Origin of the sequence: Bacillus sp. FSL R5-0576, from assembly GCF_038004765.1 — a bacterium.
Classification (GTDB): domain Bacteria; phylum Bacillota; class Bacilli; order Bacillales; family Bacillaceae; genus Bacillus; species Bacillus subtilis.
The window spans coordinates 2,506,645-2,527,140 of sequence record NZ_JBBORU010000001.1 but is presented as its reverse complement, the minus strand read 5'-3'; the positions used below and the strand labels follow the sequence as shown (position 1 = coordinate 2,527,140).

Genomic DNA, 20,496 nt, shown 5'->3' with positions numbered 1-20,496 from the left:
GTAACTCACTCCTTATCAATAGCTTTTTTCCAGCCGTTTTTCCAGATAGTTAACACCGATGCTAAGCGGAATCGTCAGCACTAAGTAAAAAAGCGCCACGAAAATATAAACATCAAATACAACGAGTGTGCTCGACGAGACTAAATCAGCCTGGTACATAAGATCCAATCCGGCCACAACCCCAAGAATCGAAGAGTTTTTGACTAAGTTTAAAAATTGATTGCCTAAAGGCGGCATGACGATTTTGATTGCCTGCGGCAAAATGATATGGAGCATGGCTTGGCTGTAGGTAAAGCCTGACGAGCGTGCCGCTTCCATCTGCCCTTTTGAAACAGACTGGATGCCTGCTCTGATGGCTTCAGCGATAAACGCAGAGGTATAAATGGTGAGAGCAACCGTTCCCGCTTGAAAACCGTCAAGCCTCAGGCCTGCGTTTGGAAGTCCGAAATAGAAAACAAAGGTAATTAAAAGAAGAGGGATGTTGCGGATGAACTCTACATATGCGGTCCCGAGCCATTGCAGCGGCTTAAAGACTGTTATTCTCATAACCGCTACAGCAACGCCGAGGACAAAACTGCCGGCCAGCGCGATAACACTTGCGAGCAAGGTATGGTAAAAACCGTCCATATACATGCCGAAGTTATCGAAAAGAATTGATACATTCATTTGCCTATTCACTCCTTATCAAATCGGGATGAGCATCACCTGCTCATCCCGGGATGGTTGTTATTCAGCTGGGTCTTCTTTGATCCATTTTTTATAAATTTCATCGTATCTGCCATCCGACTTCATCTTTTTAAGTGAAGCGTTGATTTCCTTCGCGAGAGCAGATTGCCCTTTTTTCACGGCGATCCCGTAAGGCTCATCTGTAAAAGGCTTTCCTGTTAATTGATAATTTTTATTTTCATCAGCCATTCCATATAAAATGGCATTATCTGTGGTGAGGGCATCGCCTTGCCCCGATTTAAGGGCTGTAAAGGCTTCTGCGTAGTTTTCAAATTCTAAAACAGATGCTTCAGGCGCCTTTTCACGAATGTTTTGAGAGGAGGTGGAGCCTTTTACTGCAAGAACTTTTGAGCCTTTGCCAAGATTCTCGACACTCTTGATTTTGCTGCCTTTTTTCACGAGCAGCGATTGCCCGGCCTCGAAATAGACATCAGAAAAATCAACTTCCTTTTTTCGTTCTTCAGTGATCGTCATTGTGGCGACAATGGCGTCGATATCCCCGTTTTGCAGCATAGGAATCCTTGTTTTTGAGGTGACCTCTTTAAATTCAGCTTTTTTCTCATCACCTAAAATGTCTTTAGCGATTTGTTTGGCAATATCAATATCAAAACCCTCAATCTCACCTGAGCTTGGATTTTTAAGACCGAACAGTCGAGTGTCCGTTTTTACGCCGAAGACAATTTTGTCATTGTCTTTAATAGCGGCTAGCGTATCTTTTTTGCTCTCCTTTGAGGCTTCTCCGTTTGATCCCTTGCTGCCGCAAGCGGCAAGCAAGATGACAGCGAATAAAGAAATCAATGCTAAAGAAAAAATCTTTTTCATACAAGCTCCCCCATTTCTGTTTTAATGATTTAAAATACGGCTTAAGAATAAGCGGGCCCGTTCTTCCTTCGGGTTCGCGTAAAACTCAGCCGGCACTGCTTCTTCTAAAATTTTTCCTCCGTCAATGAAGACAATTCGGTCGGCAACTTCTTTGGCAAACCCCATTTCGTGTGTCACGACAACCATTGTCATGCCTTCTTTGGCGAGTGTTTTCATGACATCTAACACCTCGCCGATCATTTCAGGATCAAGTGCTGATGTCGGCTCGTCAAACAGCATGACCTCCGGCTTCATCGCCAGTCCTCTTGCGATGGCAACACGCTGCTGCTGCCCGCCGGAAAGCTGGGAAGGATAGGCGTCAGCCTTGTCTGGGATGCCGACTTTTTCAAGATAGTACCGCGCCGTTTCCTTTGCTTGTTCAGGTGATTGTCTAAGCACTTTTACCGGAGCCAGCATGATGTTCTGCAGCACTGTTTTATGCGGATATAAATGAAAGTGCTGAAACACCATCCCGATATTCCGCCGCACTTGATTGATATCAGTTTTTCTGTCGTTAATGACGGTGCCGTTTACTGTGAGCACTCCCTCATTGATCGTCTCAAGTCTGTTGATGCATCTGAGCAATGTGCTTTTACCGGAACCGGATGGGCCGATGATAACAACGACTTCACCTTTTTCGATTTGAAGATTAATTTGTTTTAACACGTGAAAATCTCCGTAATGCTTGTTTACATTTTGAAATGTGATCATCGCAATCCTCCTATCAGAAAATTTGACCAAAAAGTAAATGATCAAACTTTTCTGAAAATTAAATGTGAAAAAATGTCCATGACTTCTGGCTGACTAAAGAAACATAATAGAATAATTCCGTGTAAACCTCAAAAGATATAGGTGAGGTGAAAGCAGATGCTCCAAAAACCGGTGCAGCTTTTGTTGTGGGTGGCTATTTGTTTGCTGGTTCTGTTAACAGTCTATGTCTTTTTTATGCTTGATATGTTATGGTCACCCTTTTGGCTCGTCATAAAAACGATCTTTATTCCCTTGATCATTTCTATTTTTATATCTTATTTATTGCTTCCGGTCACGGAATGGCTGCATGGCAAAGGATTGCCTAGGACTTTGAGCATCTTGGTCATTTATGTTCTTTTTTTTGGCGGGATTGGCTGGGCGTTGTATAAAGGGGTGCCTGTTTTAATCGTGCAGCTGACGGATTTGTCAGAAAATATACCCATGTTTGCTGAAACGTATAATGGGCTTCTTCTTCATGTGCATAACCATACGGATGACTGGCCTGATGGTATGCATCACCGTATAGATAAAATGATCCGCCAGACGGAGGCGTTTTTTGCGGGAACGATCGAGGGTGCGATCAGCGGGATCCGCAATGTGCTTGATTACTTCTTAATTGCTGCAACAATCCCTTTTCTCGTGTTTTATATGGTGAAGGACATTGAATTAATGAAAAAGACAGTATGGTACTTGACTCCGAAGTCGTGGAGAAAGCGGGGCAGCGCCTTTTTGCGGGATGTGGATGATTCGCTTGGCGATTATATCCGCGGCCAGCTTTTGGTCTGCTTGATTCTTGGCGTGATTGCAGGCATTTCGTTTTGGGTATTTGGGCTTCCATATCCGCTGATACTTGGCCTTATCTCTGGAGTAACAAATGTCATCCCGTATTTTGGCCCTTTCATCGGAGCTGTTCCTGCGTTGCTAATTGCGATGACGATCTCAGTCAAGGCTGTTCTTGTTGTGGTGATTACGGTGTTTATTCTGCAGTTTATGGAAGGAAATATCCTCAGTCCGTTCATTGTCGGCAGAAGCCTTAAAATGCATCCGGTCGTTATCATGCTTGCGCTTCTTGCCGGAGGGGAGCTTGCGGGAATTGTCGGGATGATTCTGGCTGTTCCTGCGACGGCTGTTTTAAAAGTAATGATGATCCATTTTTTGCGGATGAGGACGGAGCATTGACATCGGCGTGCCGCTTGTCTATAATTTCTCGTAGAATACATACGAATCTCGAGTGACGGATCTGAGTACGCCGAAGCCCTGTTAAAGAGAGAAGCTCCATAAGCTGAAAGGAGCTTTATCAGAAGATCGGAGGAAGCTAATCCTGAGTGCAGTTAATCACTGCCGCTTATCCTGCGTTACAGGGTTAAAGGTGACGGGCGAATGAATGCCCGTAATCAGGGTGGTACCGCGAGACAGCTCTCGTCCCTGTGTAAACGTTGGTTTGCATAGGGGGAGGGCTTTTTTGCTGTCACTGAAGAGAATTTCGATTTTTATAGAGGAGGAAATACAATGAAACACTTAACTTCTGCGGAAGTGCGTCAAATGTTTTTGGATTTCTTTAAAGAAAAAGGACATGCGGTAGAGCCAAGCGCGTCATTAGTGCCTCATGAGGATCCTTCACTGCTTTGGATCAACAGCGGTGTTGCGACGCTGAAAAAATATTTTGACGGCCGTGTCGTGCCGGAAAATCCAAGAATCGTAAACGCTCAAAAAGCGATCAGAACAAACGATATAGAAAATGTAGGTAAAACTGCGCGCCATCACACTTTCTTTGAAATGCTCGGAAACTTTTCCATCGGCGATTATTTCAAAGAAGAAGCCATTACATGGGCTTGGGAGTTTTTAACGAGCGACAAGTGGATTGGCTTCGACAAAGAGCTTCTCTCTGTTACGGTTCATCCTGAAGATGAAGAGGCATATGAGTTTTGGGCGAAAAAAATCGGTATTCCTGAAGAAAGAATTATCCGTCTGGAAGGGAACTTCTGGGATATCGGTGAAGGGCCGAGCGGACCGAATACGGAAATCTTTTACGACCGCGGTGAAGCATACGGTAATGATCCGGAAGATCCGGAGCTTTACCCAGGCGGGGAAAACGACCGTTACCTGGAAGTATGGAACCTAGTGTTCTCAGAGTTCAACCATAACCCTGACGGCACGTACACACCGCTTCCAAAGAAAAACATTGATACAGGCATGGGTCTTGAAAGAATGGTATCTGTCATCCAGAATGTTCCGACAAACTTTGACACCGATTTGTTTGTTCCGATCATTAAAGCAACAGAATCGATTTCTGGTGAAACATATGGCAAAGACAATGTGAAAGACACTGCGTTTAAAGTGATTGCTGACCATATCAGAACGGTTGCCTTTGCTGTCAGTGACGGTGCGCTGCCGTCAAATGAAGGCCGCGGCTATGTATTAAGACGCTTATTACGCCGTGCCGTGCGTTATGCCAAAACGATCAACATCCATCGTCCGTTCATGTTTGATTTAGTGCCGGTTGTCGCAGAAATCATGGCTGATTTCTATCCTGAAGTGAAAGAGAAAGCGGATTTCATCGCAAAAGTCATTAAAACCGAGGAAGAACGCTTCCATGAGACCCTTAATGAAGGGCTTGCGATCCTGTCAGAAATGATCAAAAAAGAAAAAGACAAGGGCAGCAGCGTTATCTCAGGTGCTGATGTGTTTAAACTGTATGATACGTATGGATTCCCGGTTGAATTGACTGAAGAATACGCAGAAGACGAGAACATGACGGTTGACCATGAGGGCTTTGAGGAGGAAATGAACCAGCAGCGTGAACGGGCAAGAAACGCCCGCCAGGATGTCGGCAGCATGCAGGTGCAGGGCGGCGCACTGCGCGACGTGACAGTTGAAAGCACATTTGTCGGCTACTCTCAAACCAAAGCTGATGCCAATATCATTGTGCTTCTTCAGGACGGCCAATTAATCGAAGAGGCTCATGAAGGAGAAAGCGTTCAAATCATTCTTGATGAAACACCGTTCTATGCAGAAAGCGGCGGCCAAATCGGCGATAAAGGCTATCTCCGAAGCGAGCAGGCAGTTGTAAGAATTAAAGATGTTCAAAAAGCGCCGAACGGCCAGCATGTGCATGAAGGTGTTGTGGAGAGCGGTACTGTTCAAAAAGGCCTGCATGTTACGGCTGAAGTTGAAGACCATATGAGAAGCGGCGTCATTAAAAACCACACGGCAACGCATTTATTGCATCAGGCTCTAAAAGATGTTCTTGGAACTCATGTCAATCAGGCGGGCTCTCTTGTAACGGAAAACCGTCTTCGTTTTGACTTCTCGCACTTTGGCCAAGTGACAAAAGAAGAGCTTGAACAAATTGAAAGAATCGTAAACGAAAAGATCTGGGCGAGCATCCCGGTCAGCATTGATTTGAAACCGATCGCTGAAGCAAAAGAAATGGGTGCGATGGCACTGTTCGGCGAAAAATATGGCGATATTGTCCGTGTCGTTCAAGTTGGAGATTACAGCTTAGAGCTGTGCGGCGGCTGCCATGTCAGAAATACAGCAGAAATCGGCTTGTTTAAAATCGTTTCTGAATCTGGAATCGGCGCAGGCACAAGACGGATTGAAGCTGTAACGGGACAAGGCGCTTACGTCGAAATGAACAGCCAGATTTCTGTATTGAAGCAGACCGCTGACGAGCTGAAAACAAATATCAAAGAAGTGCCGAAACGGGTCGCGGCTCTGCAGGCTGAACTGAAGGAAGCACAAAGAGAAAATGAATCTCTTCTTGCAAAACTAGGCAACGTGGAAGCAGGAGCAATCCTGTCGAAAGTAAAAGAAGTTGACGGCGTAAACGTGCTTGCGGCAAAAGTAAATGCAAAAGACATGAATCATCTCCGCACTATGGTCGATGAACTCAAAGCAAAGCTTGGCTCTGCGGTGATCGTGCTTGGTGCGGTACAAAACGATAAAGTTAATATCTCTGCCGGAGTCACAAAGGACCTCATTGAGAAAGGCCTTCACGCCGGCAAGCTGGTTAAACAAGCTGCGGAAGTTTGCGGCGGAGGCGGCGGAGGCCGTCCGGACATGGCGCAGGCAGGCGGTAAACAGCCGGAAAAATTAGAAGAAGCTTTGGCTTCTGTAGAAGATTGGGTGAAATCCGTTTTATAATTCGCCCATGTAGTGTAGAATGATGGTAAGATTAGGACCCCAGGCTGAACTTTGCCTGCGAATTTGGGAAAGAGGTGCAAAACGGTGAGCTCGTTTGATAAAACGATGAAATTTAATTTCTCCGATGATTCTGCTGAGACTAACGTAAATGAGGTGCTGATTACAGTGTATGACGCGCTTCAGGAAAAGGGCTACAATCCAATCAACCAGATTGTCGGATACTTGCTGTCAGGTGATCCCGCTTATATTCCTAGGCATCGTGACGCTCGCAATTTAATTCGCAAACTTGAAAGAGACGAATTAATCGAGGAATTGGTAAAGTCTTATTTAGAACAGCATAAAGAGGCGTAAATAAAGAATGAGAATATTAGGACTCGATTTAGGAACCAAAACACTCGGTGTAGCTCTGAGCGATGAAATGGGCTGGACTGCTCAAGGCATTGAGACCATAAAGATAAATGAAGCAGAAGGCGATTATGGTTTATCCCGTTTATCTGAACTGATAAAGGACTATACTATAGATAAAATCGTGCTCGGCTTTCCTAAGAACATGAACGGAACAGTCGGCCCGAGAGGCGAAGCCAGCCAAACATTTGCGAAAGTGCTTGAAACAACGTACAATGTTCCTGTTGTGCTGTGGGACGAGCGTCTTACCACAATGGCGGCTGAAAAAATGCTGATTGCAGCTGACGTCAGCAGGCAAAAACGAAAAAAAGTCATTGATAAAATGGCGGCTGTTATGATTTTACAAGGATATCTTGACAGCTTAAATTAAAGCCAGAGGTGAAGAAAATGGAACACGGCGAAAAAAATATTACAATTGTTGACGATCAAGGAAATGAACAGCTTTGTGAAGTGCTGTTTACATTTGAAAACGAAGAGTTTGGCAAGTCTTATGTCTTGTACTATCCAATCGAATCAAAAGATGACGAAGAAGTAGAAATTCTTGCTTCCAGCTTCACGCCAAACGAAGACGGTGAAAACGGTGAGCTATTCCCGATTGAAACTGACGAAGAATGGGATATGATCGAAGAAACACTAAACACATTCTTAGCGGACGAAGACGAAGAGTAAAACATCGCGCCAAACCAAAGCCGGAGCTATACTGCTCCGGCTTTTTTCTGCTTTATGCAGGCCTCTTTTTGTAATAAATTGCCGAAATACAATGAATCATGTAGTATAAGAGCTGATGGGAGGAGACCTAATGTATATCAATCAGCAAAAAAAATCGTTTTTTAATAAAAAAAGAATCATACTGTCTTCCATTGTTGTGCTGTTTCTCATCATTGGCGGGGCATTTTTATATGGGAAATCATTGCTTGAACCTGTTGAAAAAGACAGTAAAACGACAGTTAATATTAACATTCCGAGCGGTTCGTCTGTTTCAGCCATCGCATCGATATTAAAGAAAAATGATGTCATAAAAAGCGAGAAGGCGTTTCAGTACTATGTGAAATATAAAGGTGCTTCCGGGTTTCAGGCCGGATTCTACCATCTGAATAAAGGTATGGATTTAGATGCCATTATTCAGAAGCTGACAAGCGGGGCTACAGGTTACGCTTTTCAAATCACAGTGACTGAGGGAGCACAGCTGACCCAAATCGCGGCTGCTATTGCTGATGAAACAAAATACTCTAAAAAACAAGTCATAGCGAAGCTGGACGATGAAACATTTATCAATCAGCTGAAGAAAGAATTCCCGGACACTGTGACAAATGATGTTTTCAATAAAAACATTAAGCACCCGCTTGAAGGGTACCTATTCCCGGCTACATACCCTTTTAACGATCCGGACACATCACTTGAAGACATTATCAAGGCAATGATTAAGCAGACAAATTCTTATGTGGAAACATATAAATCAGAAATGAAGAAAAACAAACTTTCTGTGCATAAGCTGCTGACGATGGCTTCTTTGATAGAAGAAGAAGCGACTGAAAAAGCCGACCGCCACAAAATTGCGAGCGTCTTTTATAACCGCCTGAAAAAGAAAATGCCGCTCCAAACAGATCCGACCGTGTTGTACGCGGCAGGCAAGCATAAAGATCGGGTTCTTTATAAGGATCTGGAAATCGATTCACCATACAATACGTATAAAAACACAGGGCTGACGCCAGGGCCGATTGCCAATGCCGGCATGTCGTCATGGGAAGCGGCGCTGCATCCGGATAAAACGGACTATCTGTATTTCTTGGCCAAATCAAATGGTGAGGTCGTATTTACAAAAACGCTAAAAGAGCATAATAAAGCAAAAGAAAAATACATTTCCTCAAAAAATGAGAAATAAAAGGAGAGCAAAAAGCTCTCCTTTTGTTCGCTTTCCGCAAGGTTTTATGATAAAATATATCGGGTTGTTTACCGATGTATCATGATGTATTCAGAGAGTGTCCTGTGCATAAGACTGGGGCACTCCTTTTTAGAACGGGAGGCTGTTTGTAGTGACTGACCGGTATGAACAAATAAATGACTATATAGAAGCATTATTAAAGCCTCGGCCGGATAACGTGAAGAAGCTTGAAGCATATGCAGAAGAACATCATGTCCCGATCATGGAAAAAGCGGGCATGGAGGTGCTGCTTCAAATTTTGTCTGTGAAACAGCCGAAAAAAATACTAGAAATCGGAACGGCCATTGGTTATTCAGCCATTCGAATGGCGCTGGAGCTGCCGTCTGCTGAAATATATACAATTGAACGCAATGAGAAACGGCATGAAGAAGCGGTAAACAATATCAAGGAATTTCAGCTTGATGACCGGATTCATGTTTTTTACGGAGATGCGCTTGAATTAGCCGACGCCGTTCATGTAACCGCGCCTTACGATGTCATTTTTATTGACGCTGCAAAAGGTCAGTATCAAAACTTTTTTCATTTATATGAACCGATGCTTTCACCGGACGGGGTGATTTTAACGGACAACGTGCTGTTTAAGGGTCTGGTGGCAGAGGATTACAGCAAAATAGAACCGAAGAGAAGGCGCAGGCTTGTAACAAAAATTGATGAATATAATCATTGGCTGATGAATCATCCGGATTATCAAACTGCGATTATTCCTGTCGGGGACGGACTTGCGATTAGTAAAAAGAAGAGGTGAACGTCATGAAAAAACCAGAGCTCTTAGTGACGCCGACGAGCACAGCGGACATTTTGCCGCTCATACAGGCGGGGGCAACTGCGTTTTTAGTTGGGGAACAGAGATACGGCTTGAGATTAGCCGGAGAATTTTCTCGTGAAGATGTAACAAAAGCCGTAGAGATTGCTCACAAAGAAGGAGCAAAAGTATACGTTGCTGTAAATGCAATTTTCCATAACGATAAAGTGGGTGAGCTTGGCGAATATCTGGCTTTCTTAGCAGAAGCCGGTGTCGATGCAGCGGTATTCGGCGATCCTGCCGTGCTGATGGCTGCCCGTGAATCTGCGCCTGCTCTGAAGCTTCATTGGAGCACAGAAACGACAGGCACCAACTATTATACATGCAACTACTGGGGACGCAAGGGTGCGGCGCGTTCTGTGCTTGCCAGAGAATTAAACATGGACAGCATTGTTGAGATTAAAGAAAATGCGGAAGTCGAAATTGAAATCCAGGTGCATGGAATGACGTGCATGTTCCAATCGAAGCGTTCTTTGATTGGAAACTATTTTGAATATCAGGGCAAAGTCATGGACATTGAAAGAAAGAAAAAAGAATCAGGCATGTTTTTACACGATAAAGAACGTGATAATAAATATCCGATTTTCGAAGATGAAAACGGCACTCACATCATGAGCCCGAACGATGTGTGCATCATTGATGAGCTCGAGGAATTGATAGATGCCGGAATTGATTCTTTCAAAATCGATGGTGTTTTGAAAACGCCTGAATACCTAATAGAAGTCACCAAAATGTACAGAGAAGCAATTGATTTGTGCGTGGAAAACCGTGACGAATACGAAGCGAAAAAAGAAGACTGGATCGAACGCATTGAAAGCATCCAGCCAGTAAACAGAAAAATTGATACCGGATTCTTCTTCAAGGAAACGGTTTATTAATCAAAAGGAGGTTAAGCTATGACTGCCGTAAATGATAAAATATCCACAATCGTTAATGGAAAGCGTGTGATTACGAAAAAGCCGGAGCTTCTCGCACCTGCGGGTAATCTTGAAAAGCTGAAAATCGCTGTTCATTACGGAGCGGACGCGGTCTTTATCGGGGGACAGGAATACGGGCTTCGCTCGAATGCCGATAACTTTACGATCGAAGAAATTGCAGAAGGCGTTGAATTCGCAAAGAAATATGGCGCGAAGATCTACGTAACAACGAATATTTTCGCTCATAATGAAAACATGGACGGGCTTGAAGACTATTTAAAAGCGCTTGGAGACGCCAACGTTGCCGGTATTATTGTGGCAGATCCGCTTATTATCGAAACATGCCGCAGAGTGGCGCCGAATGTTGAGGTTCACTTGAGCACACAGCAGTCTCTTTCAAACTGGAAGGCTGTCCAGTTCTGGAAGGAAGAAGGTCTCGACCGCGTCGTGCTGGCACGTGAAACAAGCGCTCTTGAAATCAGAGAAATGAAAGAAAAGGTAGATATCGAAATCGAATCCTTTATTCATGGCGCAATGTGTATCGCATATTCCGGCCGCTGCGTGCTGAGCAATCACATGACAGCGCGGGATTCCAATCGCGGAGGCTGCTGCCAGTCATGCCGCTGGGATTATGATCTCTACCAAACAGACGGTGCCAACGCCGTTGCTTTGTATGGTGAAGAAGATGCACCATTTGCGATGAGCCCGAAAGATTTGAAGCTGATTGAATCCATTCCGAAAATGATTGAAATGGGGATCGACAGCTTAAAGATTGAAGGCCGCATGAAATCCATTCACTATGTAGCAACTGTTGTCAGCGTATACCGCAAAGTAATCGATGCTTATTGCGCTGATCCAGAGAACTTTGTGATTCAAAAAGAATGGCTTGAAGAGCTTGATAAGTGCGCCAACAGGGACACTGCGACAGCTTTCTTTGAAGGAACGCCAGGCTATGAAGAGCAAATGTTCGGCGAACACGCCAAGAAAACGACATATGATTTTGTCGGCTTAGTGCTGAATTATGATGAAGATACACAAATGGTCACGCTTCAGCAGCGCAATTTCTTCAAAAAAGGCGACGAAGTGGAATTTTTCGGTCCAGAAATCGAAAACTTTACACATACGATTGAAACCATTTGGGACGAAGACGGAAATGAGCTAGATGCTGCCCGCCATCCCCTGCAAATTGTCAAATTCAAACTAGACAAAAAGATTTATCCGAGCAACATGATGAGAAAGGGGAAGTAACAGCCCATGGGTAAGAATCCAGTAGTCATTGGAATCGCAGGAGGTTCCGGTTCAGGAAAAACGAGTGTCACACGGTCCATTTATGAACAGTTTAAAGGACACTCAATTTTAATGATCCAGCAGGACCTTTATTATAAAGACCAAAGCCATCTTCCGTTTGAAGAAAGGCTGAACACAAACTATGATCATCCGCTTGCGTTTGATAATGACTATTTAATCGAGCATATTCAGGATCTATTGAATTACCGCCCGATTGAAAAGCCGATTTATGACTATAAGCTTCACACACGTTCAGAAGAAACGGTTCACGTAGAGCCAAAGGATGTTATTATCCTTGAAGGCATTCTTGTTCTTGAAGACAAAAGGCTTCGTGATCTGATGGATATCAAGCTTTATGTTGATACGGACGCTGACTTGCGTATCATCAGGCGGATTATGAGAGATATTAATGAGCGCGGACGCTCTATTGATTCTGTCATTGAACAATATGTGTCAGTGGTCCGTCCGATGCATAACCAATTCGTCGAGCCGACGAAACGATACGCTGATATTATTATCCCGGAAGGCGGTCAGAATCACGTCGCAATTGATCTGATGGTCACAAAAATTCAAACCATTCTTGAACAAAACGCGATTTTGTAATACCATAGCATAGACATAAATAACTCTGACCATATTATGTATAGGCAGGAAGGGAATGTGCGAATTCCCTTCTTTCCCTGTTTATAAACGCGAAATATTTGCAGAACGACACGATTCAGTTTAAGATAAACAGTACCTATATGGGAGAGAAGAACGAGGACTGCCCTGTGTTCTCATTCTTGTATTTTTTAGTTTATGCTCTCATACATAATCGAAGATGTTGAGGGACAACCAGAAGGAGTGAAGGGACATGGCACAAGAGAAAGTTTTTCCTATGACTGCAGAAGGAAAACAAAAACTTGAACAAGAATTAGAATATTTGAAAACGGTTAAACGAAAAGAAGTAGTAGAGCGAATCAAAATTGCGAGAAGCTTCGGAGACCTTTCCGAGAACTCTGAATACGATTCAGCGAAAGAAGAGCAGGCATTTGTAGAGGGCCGCGTGACGACTCTTGAAAATATGATTCGCAATGCGAAAATCATTGAAGATGACGGCGGCTCTAACGTTGTCGGTTTGGGTAAAACCGTCACTTTCGTCGAACTGCCTGACGGTGATGAAGAATCATATACGATCGTCGGAAGCGCGGAAGCTGACCCGTTTGAAGGGAAAATCTCAAACGATTCACCGATCGCAAAAAGCCTCTTGGGCAAAAAAGTAGATGAAGAAGTCACAGTACAAACACCGGGCGGAGAAATGCTCGTGAAAATTGTGAAAATTTCATAATATCTGTTTAGCAGCGAAACACCTCGTCCACAATGTGGGTGAGGTGTTTTTTTATGAAGATATCGAAACGAATGAAGCTGGCAGTCATCGCTTTTTTGATTGTATTTTTTCTGCTTCTGCTGAGGCTTGCAGAAATCCAGCTGTTTTTCACAGAATCATTTTCTAAAAAGAAAATTAATTTGATTCAAGAAAGTGTGAAACAGCGGACGGAGGAAGTGCTTATTTCAGATGGAAGAGGCTCTTTTTTAGATCGAAACGGGCGGGCGCTGACAGGACAAAGCGAGCCTGCGGTTGTTTTGTTCCCTTTTCTGCTGACGCAGGATTGGCCGATCAAAAAAGTTGCGGACATCCTCGGCATGTCTGAAGATGATTTGCGCCAGACACTAGGTAAGGCAAAAAAACCGGTCATTTTGCAGCAAAAGAAAATCAAAACACTTTCAAAACAATCTATCACAAAAATCAATTCTTTGAAATATCCCGGCATTTACGGCGTATATATGGAGAATGAAGACAAGCCCAGCCTTGCTTCACATACGATAGGGAGCACGAACCAAGATCCGGCGCTGCTTCGCAAGAAATATCCTGACAAGGAGAGCCTTCCGATTACAACAGAAATCGGAACAACCGGTTTAGAACGGACATTTGACGAGTTTTTGCTTCCGGAACAAGACACAAAGCTTTTATATCATGTGGACGGAAAAGGAAACCCTTTGTTTGGCATGGACGTCAAATATACAGCTGAAGCCAATACATTTTATCCGCTCCAGGTCAAAACAACGATCGATCAAAGCATTCAAAAAGCGATGGAGGAGGTATTGGATGAACAGGGGCTGAAAAAGGGAGGAGCTGCGCTGCTGGACATCGAAAATAGCAGTGTTCTGGGAATTGTAAGCAAACCAGATGCGGATGTGTCCCGGCAAAACACACTTCAAAATTATATGCTGACGCCAATCTATCCCGGATCAGTTTTTAAAACAGTCATTGCCGCAGCTGCAATCGAAAATAATATGGTGAAGCCTAGTCAAACCTTTAATTGCAATTTAAACCTGTACGGGGAACCGGGGGACGACAAAGGCACCTTGTCTTTTGATGAAAGTTTTGCCCAAAGCTGTAATTACACATTTACGAGTCTTGCAGAACAATTAATGAAAAAAGACAGCTCGGTTATTGAAGATATGTCCGAGAAGCTGGCTCTCACTGATCGGGCAGGCTGGGAGGGAAAACTGTACCACGAAACCGATTTCCGCCAGCTGTATAACGAAAAAAGCGGCGTGATTTGGGGGGATGAAAAAGACAAATCAGTCAAAAAAGCCATTGCGCAAACAGCAATCGGGCAGAAAAATGTAAAGGTAACGCCGCTGGAGGTAGCCAATATGATGGCGACAATCGCCCGCGGCGGAGAAAAACGGCAGGTGAAAATTGCCGAACAAATTGAGTATAAGAACGGCACAACGCTCGTTACGTTTAAAGATCAGAAGCTCAAAGGGGAAACGATAGACAAATATACGTCACAGCAGCTTCAAAAAATACTGCGGCGGGTGGTAGAATCTCCTTCCGGAACGGGCAGAAGGTTTCAAGATCTTCCGTATACTGTAGCAGGGAAGTCGGGCACAGCCCAAACAGGCAAGCTTTCAAAAGAGAAGGAAACGCTCTATGAAAAATGGTTTGCCGGATATTTTCCCGCGGATAAGCCGAAATACGCTCTGGTTGTTTTACACATGGATACACCGGGAGATAAGGCTCTGACAAATTCGGTGTTTTATGATATTGTTAAAAAAGTACACGAAATTGAAATCAATCAGAAATAGAACAACTTCTCAGCACATGTTAAAATATATGCTGAGCCAAGAGGGATAAAGGAGTGCAGAATTATTGAGCAATAATCAATCTCGTTATGAAAATCGTGATAAACGCAGAAAAGCCAATTTAGTGCTTAACATTTTAATCGCAATCGTATCCATACTAATTGTCGTAGTAGCAGCGAATCTCTTCATTAACAGTCCTTCTAGCAAAGATGTCAGCAAGGATTCTGAAACGGCGCAAAAACAGGAATCTCCGGCTTCAGGAAAGACGGAAAAGAAATCGGATGAGGATATAAAAGACAGCAAGAAAGATACATCTGACAGCGAAAAGGATTCTGAGAAGTCTTCTGACTCTGATTCCAAAAAAGATGATTCTTCTTCTAAAAAAGATGACTCTGATTCAGATTCAAGCTCAGATTCAGCCGGTGACGGGCTTAAAGATGCAAAAGTAACAGAAGGCGGCTCATCGAGCGATGTGGAAAAAACGTATGAAAATCCTGACTGGAAAGCAGTCGGAACTGAGCAGACTGGCGAGCATGCCGCTACTTATGATTCAAGCTCACAAGACTGGGCTGAGATGCTGAAAGCCATTTCATACGCAACTGGTGTCTCAACAGATAACATGACGGTGCTCTGGCTTGGAAATAACGGCAGCCCTCAGGATGCTAAAGGCAAGATTTTGGACAAGGCGACTGGGAATAAATATCAAGTGACGATTACATGGGTCGATGAAAAAGGCTGGAAGCCGACAAAAGTAGAAAAGCTAAAATAAACAAAAGCAGCCGGGTTACAACCGGCTGCTTTTGTTTTAGGCTTCAGCTGCGAAATGAACCACCGCGCTGTACAATATTCTTCCTTCTGCCACAGCAGTTTGGTGTGAAACAGATTTCACCCGGAGCATGATGGCTTTATTGTTTTCAATTTGTGTATTGATTTTCTTTTCAAGCTCCTGCAATGAAGCCGCTTCAAAAAATTCCACTTTGTCTTTAATCAGATCTAATTGAAAATTCATGTCTTGACCCTCCAGCTTTCACAAGTCATATGAAGTATAAGCTTTTTTGCGGTCAATGCGCAATATGAGATGGCATAAAATACACAAAGTGTTTTAGTACCTGCTTTTCAGAAGATGTGGTATTATAGGAACTGTTCCATCATTAATTCATAGTATGCTTATAGGAATTATTAAATATGGAGTGTGACAAATATGGGACGTGAATTTATCCCTCTCTTTGAAGATTGGGCAGCAACTTATGACCAAACAGTACAAGGTTTAGATATTCAGTATAAAGAAGCGTTCAGAGGTTATGATCATATCCTTGATGCCATCGTCAGCAAATCTGGAACGCATGTGTTAGAATTTGGCCCTGGGACAGGGAATTTGACGGCTAAGCTGCTCGATGCAGGCAAAACTGTATTTGGGATCGAACCTTCTCCAGCAATGCGTAAACTGGCTTCTGACAAGCTTTCAGGCAGGTCGGAAATCGTTGATGGAGACTTCCTGACATTCCCTGAGCCGCCATTTCAGGCTGATACAATTGTCAGTTCATATGCTTTTCATCATTTGACTGACGAAGAAAAGCGGGCTGCCATAAAGCAATATGGCAAATACCTTCACTTGCATGATAAAATAGTGTTTGCCGATACCGTCTTTGAAGATGCGCAAGCGTATCAAAAGGCTATCGATAAAGCCCGTTCTCAAGGCTTTTATCAGCTTGCAAATGATTTAGAGACAGAGCATTATCCTACATTGGATGCGTTGAAAGAAATGTTTACAGCTGAAGGTTTTGCAGTCCGATTCACTCAGCAAAACGACTTCGTGTGGATAATGGAGGCGATCAAACGGTAAAGTGAAGGGAATGTGAATAGATGAGACTAGCAGTCATCGGAGCAATGGAAGAGGAAGTTACCATCTTAAGAAACAAACTTGAAAATGCAAAAACAGAAACGATCGCACACTGTGAATTTACAACAGGCGAATTTGAAGGAACTGAAGTGATTCTATTAAAATCAGGAATTGGAAAAGTAAATGCTGCTATCAGCACGACGCTTCTGCTTGACCGTTACAAGCCTGATTATGTCATTAACACAGGCTCAGCCGGCGGATTTCATCATACATTGAATGTAGGGGATGTCGTCATTTCCACTGACGTTCGCCACCATGATGTAGACGTAACGGCTTTTGACTATGAATACGGCCAAGTGCCGGGTCTTCCGGCTGCTTATGCGGCGGATGAAAAGCTGATCAGCATCACTGAAGAAGCGGTATCTGAACTCGACGGCATTCAGGTTGCAAAAGGAACGATTGCAACAGGCGATTCTTTCATGAACGATCCGAAGCGGGTTGAAGAGGTGCGTGCGAGATTTTCTGATCTGTACGCGGTTGAAATGGAGGCTGCGGCAGTGGCTCAAGTGTGCCATCAATTTAAAACGCCGTTTGTCGTCATCAGAGCGTTATCTGATATCGCAGGAAAAGAATCACATGTTTCATTTGACCAATTTTTAGAGCAGGCGGCTGTCCATTCAACAGAGCTTGTGTTAAAGGTGATCAAACGAATTCATTAAAACGGGGAGAATGTTCTCCTCCGTTTTTTCTAAAAACACCCTCTAATAAGGAGGAGGACATATATGACAGTGATTACGGACATTACCGAGCTGATTGGGAATACACCGCTTCTCCGCTTGAAGAACTTTGATGTTCCAGAAGGAGTCGCGGTGTATGCCAAGCTTGAAATGATGAATCCCGGGGGTAGCATCAAAGACAGACTGGGAGATATGCTGATTCGTGACGCGCTCGATTCAGGCAAGGTGAAACCCGGCGGAGTGATTATAGAAGCTACGGCAGGCAATACAGGGATCGGCCTTGCGCTAAGTGCCAGAAAATATGGGTTGAAAGCGATTTTCTGTGTCCCTGAACATTTCAGCAGAGAGAAACAGCAAATTATGCAAGCGCTTGGCGCATCAATCATTCATACACCGCGTCAAGACGGAATGCAGGGCGCCATTCAAAAAGCCATTCAGCTGGAGTCTGAAATTGAAAATTCTTATTGCGTTTTGCAATTTAAAAACCGAGTAAATCCATCGACTTACTATAAGACGCTTGGACCTGAAATGTGGGAAGCGCTTGACGGGAATATTCATACGTTTGTCGCAGGGGCAGGATCAGGGGGCACGTTCGCAGGAACAGCTTCCTTCTTAAAAGAAAAAAATCCAGCAGTCAAAACGGTGATTGTTGAACCGGAGGGCTCGATTTTAAACGGAGGAGAGCCTCACGCTCATAAAACAGAAGGCATTGGCATGGAGTTTATCCCCGATTATATGGATAAGAGCCATTTTGACGAGATCTACACCGTAACAGATGAGAATGCGTTTAGACTTGTGAAAGAAGCGGCAGAAAAAGAAGGCCTGCTGATTGGAAGCTCTTCAGGTGCAGCGCTTTATGCGGCATTGGAGGAAGCAAAAAAAGCATCTGCTGGAACTAACATTGTCACAGTATTTCCTGACAGCAGCGATCGATATATCAGCAAACAAATATACGAAGGAGGCATCTGATATGAAGAAAAAAACATTGATGATACATGGCGGAATCACAGGTGATGAGAAAACAGGCGCAGTTTCCGTGCCCATTTATCAAGTAAGCACGTACAAGCAGCCGAAAGCAGGGCAGCATACAGGCTACGAGTATTCAAGAACGGCCAATCCGACTCGAACCGCTCTCGAAGCACTTGCGACAGAACTGGAAGGCGGGGAAGCAGGTTATGCGTTCAGTTCAGGAATGGCTGCCATTACAGCGGTTATGATGCTGTTTAACAGCGGAGATCATGTCGTGTTGACTGATGATGTGTACGGCGGAACATACCGCGTGATGACAAAGGTGCTTAACCGTCTTGGCATTGAATCAACATTTGTTGATACGAGCAGCAGGGAAGAAGTTGAAAAAGCGATTCGCCCTAATACAAAAGCCATTTATATTGAGACACCGACAAACCCGTTGCTCAAAATCACCGACTTGACGCTCATGGCTGATATCGCAAAAGAAGCGGGTGTTCTGCTTATCGTAGACAACACCTTCAACACTCCTTATTTTCAGCAGCCGCTTACTTTAGGCGCTGATATCGTACTTCACAGTGCGACAAAATATCTTGGCGGACACAGTGATGTCGTCGGAGGTTTAGTTGTGACAGCTTCGAAAGAGCTTGGAGAAGAGCTGCATTTTGTGCAAAACTCCACAGGCGGCGTGCTTGGCCCTCAAGATTCCTGGCTGTTAATGAGAGGAATCAAAACGTTGGGACTCAGAATGGAAGCGATCGATCAAAATGCGCGGAAAATCGCAAGCTTTCTTGAGAATCACCCTGCTGTCCAAACGTTATATTACCCTGGTTCTTCAAATCATCCCGGACATGAGCTTGCAAAAACGCAAGGATCTGGCTTCGGCGGCATGATCTCCTTTGATATTGGCAGTGAAGAACGGGTTGATGCGTTTTTAGGAAAACTGAAACTGTTTACCATTGCTGAAAGCCTGGGGGCGGTTGAAAGCTTAATTTCTGTTCCTGCAAGAATGACACATGCCTCTATTCCGAGAGCACGCCGGCTTGAGCTCGGCATTACGGACGGCTTGATCAGAATTTCTGTAGGAATTGAAGATGCGGAAGACTTGTTGGAAGATATCGGCCAAGCGCTTGAAAATATATAACAAATGGATAGAATTACTTTCTCTGTAAGCCGCCGGATTATATTATAATAGTCGTATACTATGAATCTGGCAGGTGATTCTTTTGAACAAAAATAGAATGAAATCTTTAAAAGAAGATTACAAGCATTTTGCTTTTACATTGCTTGCAGTCAGCACTTTTTTATATATAGGCGCAGTTCTCCCTGATCAAGGCTTAACATTAGGCCAGAAATCGACTATGTTTTTAGCGGATTGCGTATTTTTAGCCGGTGCCTTCTTTTGCGCTGACCGTTCACTTATTTACAAGAAGCGTTTGGAAGAAGCCGACGAATAAAAAAACAGCCATCATCAAGAGATGGCTGTTTTTTGTTATTTTTCTCGAAGTTCTTTTCCCATGCCTTTTAAAAACTGAAGACCGAAGCCGACGGCTCTGTTGATGTCAGGATCGTTCATTGCTTTTAACAGGTCGAGAATCCCGACTTTCTTGTCTTCTTTTAAAAAGCTTTGTGCCTGTTCAGTCCCAGCCATTACGCTTTCTAAAAGCTTTGCTGTAAACTCAGGATCGGCTTTTGTCAATGCGCCTCCGGCGGCCATCATCGTGTTGATGAGGTTGGTGACAGGCTCGCGGGAAACTTGGCCAAGCGCAATCTTGGCAATGTCTTCCTTCGCTCTGAGCATGCTTGTTGCCGCGTCAAAAATTCCAAGATCATTGAGTTCATTCATTAATGTCATCGTTTTAGAGACGGCGTCCTCATTTTCCGCCAGCAGCTCTTTCAGTTCTTCTATTTTTTCAAGCTTAATTTGCTCAGCTGTTTTTGTTTCTTTTTTGATCGTCGTAATCGGAGTGGCCATTCGTTTTCCT

At 43.9% G+C, this 20,496-nt stretch carries 23 protein-coding genes; 18 read left to right on the top strand and 5 right to left on the bottom strand.

Annotated features, from left to right (window positions below):
- Positions 1–15: 15 nt before the first annotated feature.
- The 3 genes from NX903_RS13030 to NX903_RS13020 are packed head-to-tail and all read right to left on the bottom strand — an operon-like array spanning position 16 to position 2,298.
- Entirely contained in the window at positions 16–666 is a 651-nt protein-coding gene (locus NX903_RS13030) for an amino acid ABC transporter permease (RefSeq protein WP_086344138.1), read from the bottom strand.
- Positions 667–726: 60 nt separating this feature from the next.
- A complete protein-coding gene (gene glnH, locus NX903_RS13025) occupies positions 727–1,548 on the bottom strand; it encodes a glutamine ABC transporter substrate-binding protein GlnH (RefSeq protein WP_032722249.1) in 822 nt (273 codons plus the stop codon).
- A 21-nt stretch (positions 1,549–1,569) separates the two neighbouring features.
- On the bottom strand, positions 1,570–2,298 hold the full coding sequence (locus NX903_RS13020) for an amino acid ABC transporter ATP-binding protein (RefSeq protein WP_086344137.1): 729 nt from the start codon (positions 2,296–2,298) through the stop codon (positions 1,570–1,572).
- Positions 2,299–2,454: 156 nt separating this feature from the next.
- Between NX903_RS13020 and NX903_RS13015 the strand changes: the two genes are divergently transcribed.
- From NX903_RS13015 to NX903_RS12955, 13 genes are all read left to right on the top strand, one after another.
- On the top strand, positions 2,455–3,516 hold the full coding sequence (locus NX903_RS13015) for an AI-2E family transporter (RefSeq protein ID WP_009967889.1): 1,062 nt from the start codon (positions 2,455–2,457) through the stop codon (positions 3,514–3,516).
- Between the two features lie 330 nt (positions 3,517–3,846).
- Positions 3,847–6,483 (top strand): alanine--tRNA ligase, encoded by a 2,637-nt coding sequence (alaS, locus tag NX903_RS13010; protein WP_086344136.1) that lies wholly within the window; start codon positions 3,847–3,849, stop codon positions 6,481–6,483.
- 84 nt (positions 6,484–6,567) lie between these two features.
- Entirely contained in the window at positions 6,568–6,834 is a 267-nt protein-coding gene (locus tag NX903_RS13005) for an IreB family regulatory phosphoprotein (protein ID WP_003225903.1), read from the top strand.
- Between the two features lie 7 nt (positions 6,835–6,841).
- Entirely contained in the window at positions 6,842–7,258 is a 417-nt protein-coding gene (gene ruvX / locus NX903_RS13000) for a Holliday junction resolvase RuvX (protein WP_003229795.1), read from the top strand.
- 17 nt (positions 7,259–7,275) lie between these two features.
- A complete protein-coding gene (locus NX903_RS12995) occupies positions 7,276–7,557 on the top strand; it encodes a DUF1292 domain-containing protein (RefSeq protein ID WP_003246199.1) in 282 nt (93 codons plus the stop codon).
- A 130-nt stretch (positions 7,558–7,687) separates the two neighbouring features.
- Complete coding sequence (gene mltG / locus NX903_RS12990; protein WP_014477501.1) at positions 7,688–8,770, top strand: endolytic transglycosylase MltG; 1,083 nt, start codon at positions 7,688–7,690, stop codon at positions 8,768–8,770.
- Between the two features lie 151 nt (positions 8,771–8,921).
- On the top strand, positions 8,922–9,575 hold the full coding sequence (locus NX903_RS12985; protein ID WP_076458204.1) for an O-methyltransferase: 654 nt from the start codon (positions 8,922–8,924) through the stop codon (positions 9,573–9,575).
- A 5-nt stretch (positions 9,576–9,580) separates the two neighbouring features.
- A complete protein-coding gene (locus NX903_RS12980; RefSeq protein ID WP_014480415.1) occupies positions 9,581–10,510 on the top strand; it encodes a peptidase U32 family protein in 930 nt (309 codons plus the stop codon).
- 18 nt (positions 10,511–10,528) lie between these two features.
- The gene (locus tag NX903_RS12975; RefSeq protein ID WP_003229802.1) at positions 10,529–11,797 is read left to right on the top strand and encodes a peptidase U32 family protein; all 1,269 of its coding nucleotides are present in this window, start codon (positions 10,529–10,531) and stop codon (positions 11,795–11,797) included.
- Between the two features lie 6 nt (positions 11,798–11,803).
- Positions 11,804–12,439: a uridine kinase gene (gene udk, locus NX903_RS12970; RefSeq protein WP_003225916.1), complete on the top strand. Its 636-nt coding sequence runs from the start codon at positions 11,804–11,806 to the stop codon at positions 12,437–12,439.
- A 250-nt stretch (positions 12,440–12,689) separates the two neighbouring features.
- Complete coding sequence (gene greA, locus NX903_RS12965; RefSeq protein WP_004399078.1) at positions 12,690–13,163, top strand: transcription elongation factor GreA; 474 nt, start codon at positions 12,690–12,692, stop codon at positions 13,161–13,163.
- Positions 13,164–13,216: 53 nt separating this feature from the next.
- Complete coding sequence (locus tag NX903_RS12960) at positions 13,217–14,971, top strand: peptidoglycan D,D-transpeptidase FtsI family protein (RefSeq protein WP_086344135.1); 1,755 nt, start codon at positions 13,217–13,219, stop codon at positions 14,969–14,971.
- Between the two features lie 64 nt (positions 14,972–15,035).
- Positions 15,036–15,737 carry a YrrS family protein gene (locus tag NX903_RS12955; protein WP_003246156.1) on the top strand — a complete coding sequence of 234 codons (702 nt, stop codon included), beginning with the start codon at positions 15,036–15,038 and terminating at the stop codon, positions 15,735–15,737.
- A gap of 36 nt (positions 15,738–15,773) precedes the next feature.
- Here NX903_RS12955 and NX903_RS12950 read toward each other — a convergent pair whose 3' ends face one another.
- The gene (locus tag NX903_RS12950) at positions 15,774–15,977 is read right to left on the bottom strand and encodes a YrzA family protein (protein ID WP_014477495.1); all 204 of its coding nucleotides are present in this window, start codon (positions 15,975–15,977) and stop codon (positions 15,774–15,776) included.
- A 192-nt stretch (positions 15,978–16,169) separates the two neighbouring features.
- On the opposite strand from NX903_RS12950, the gene NX903_RS12945 reads away from it, so the two are divergent.
- The 5 genes from NX903_RS12945 (at position 16,170) to NX903_RS12925 (ending at position 19,968) form a co-directional block, all read left to right on the top strand.
- Positions 16,170–16,811, top strand: a complete 642-nt coding sequence (locus NX903_RS12945; RefSeq protein ID WP_014480412.1) for a class I SAM-dependent DNA methyltransferase — start codon at positions 16,170–16,172, stop codon at positions 16,809–16,811.
- Between the two features lie 20 nt (positions 16,812–16,831).
- Positions 16,832–17,527 carry a 5'-methylthioadenosine/S-adenosylhomocysteine nucleosidase gene (gene mtnN / locus NX903_RS12940; protein ID WP_086344134.1) on the top strand — a complete coding sequence of 232 codons (696 nt, stop codon included), beginning with the start codon at positions 16,832–16,834 and terminating at the stop codon, positions 17,525–17,527.
- A 63-nt stretch (positions 17,528–17,590) separates the two neighbouring features.
- On the top strand, positions 17,591–18,514 hold the full coding sequence (locus tag NX903_RS12935; RefSeq protein WP_042976679.1) for an O-acetylserine dependent cystathionine beta-synthase: 924 nt from the start codon (positions 17,591–17,593) through the stop codon (positions 18,512–18,514).
- Between the two features lies 1 nt (position 18,515).
- Positions 18,516–19,655 (top strand): bifunctional cystathionine gamma-lyase/homocysteine desulfhydrase, encoded by a 1,140-nt coding sequence (locus NX903_RS12930; RefSeq protein ID WP_086344133.1) that lies wholly within the window; start codon positions 18,516–18,518, stop codon positions 19,653–19,655.
- A gap of 82 nt (positions 19,656–19,737) precedes the next feature.
- Entirely contained in the window at positions 19,738–19,968 is a 231-nt protein-coding gene (locus NX903_RS12925; RefSeq protein WP_003237358.1) for a YrhC family protein, read from the top strand.
- 35 nt (positions 19,969–20,003) lie between these two features.
- Here NX903_RS12925 and NX903_RS12920 read toward each other — a convergent pair whose 3' ends face one another.
- Positions 20,004–20,486 (bottom strand): DUF1641 domain-containing protein, encoded by a 483-nt coding sequence (locus NX903_RS12920; protein WP_014477490.1) that lies wholly within the window; start codon positions 20,484–20,486, stop codon positions 20,004–20,006.
- Positions 20,487–20,496: the final 10 nt, after the last annotated feature.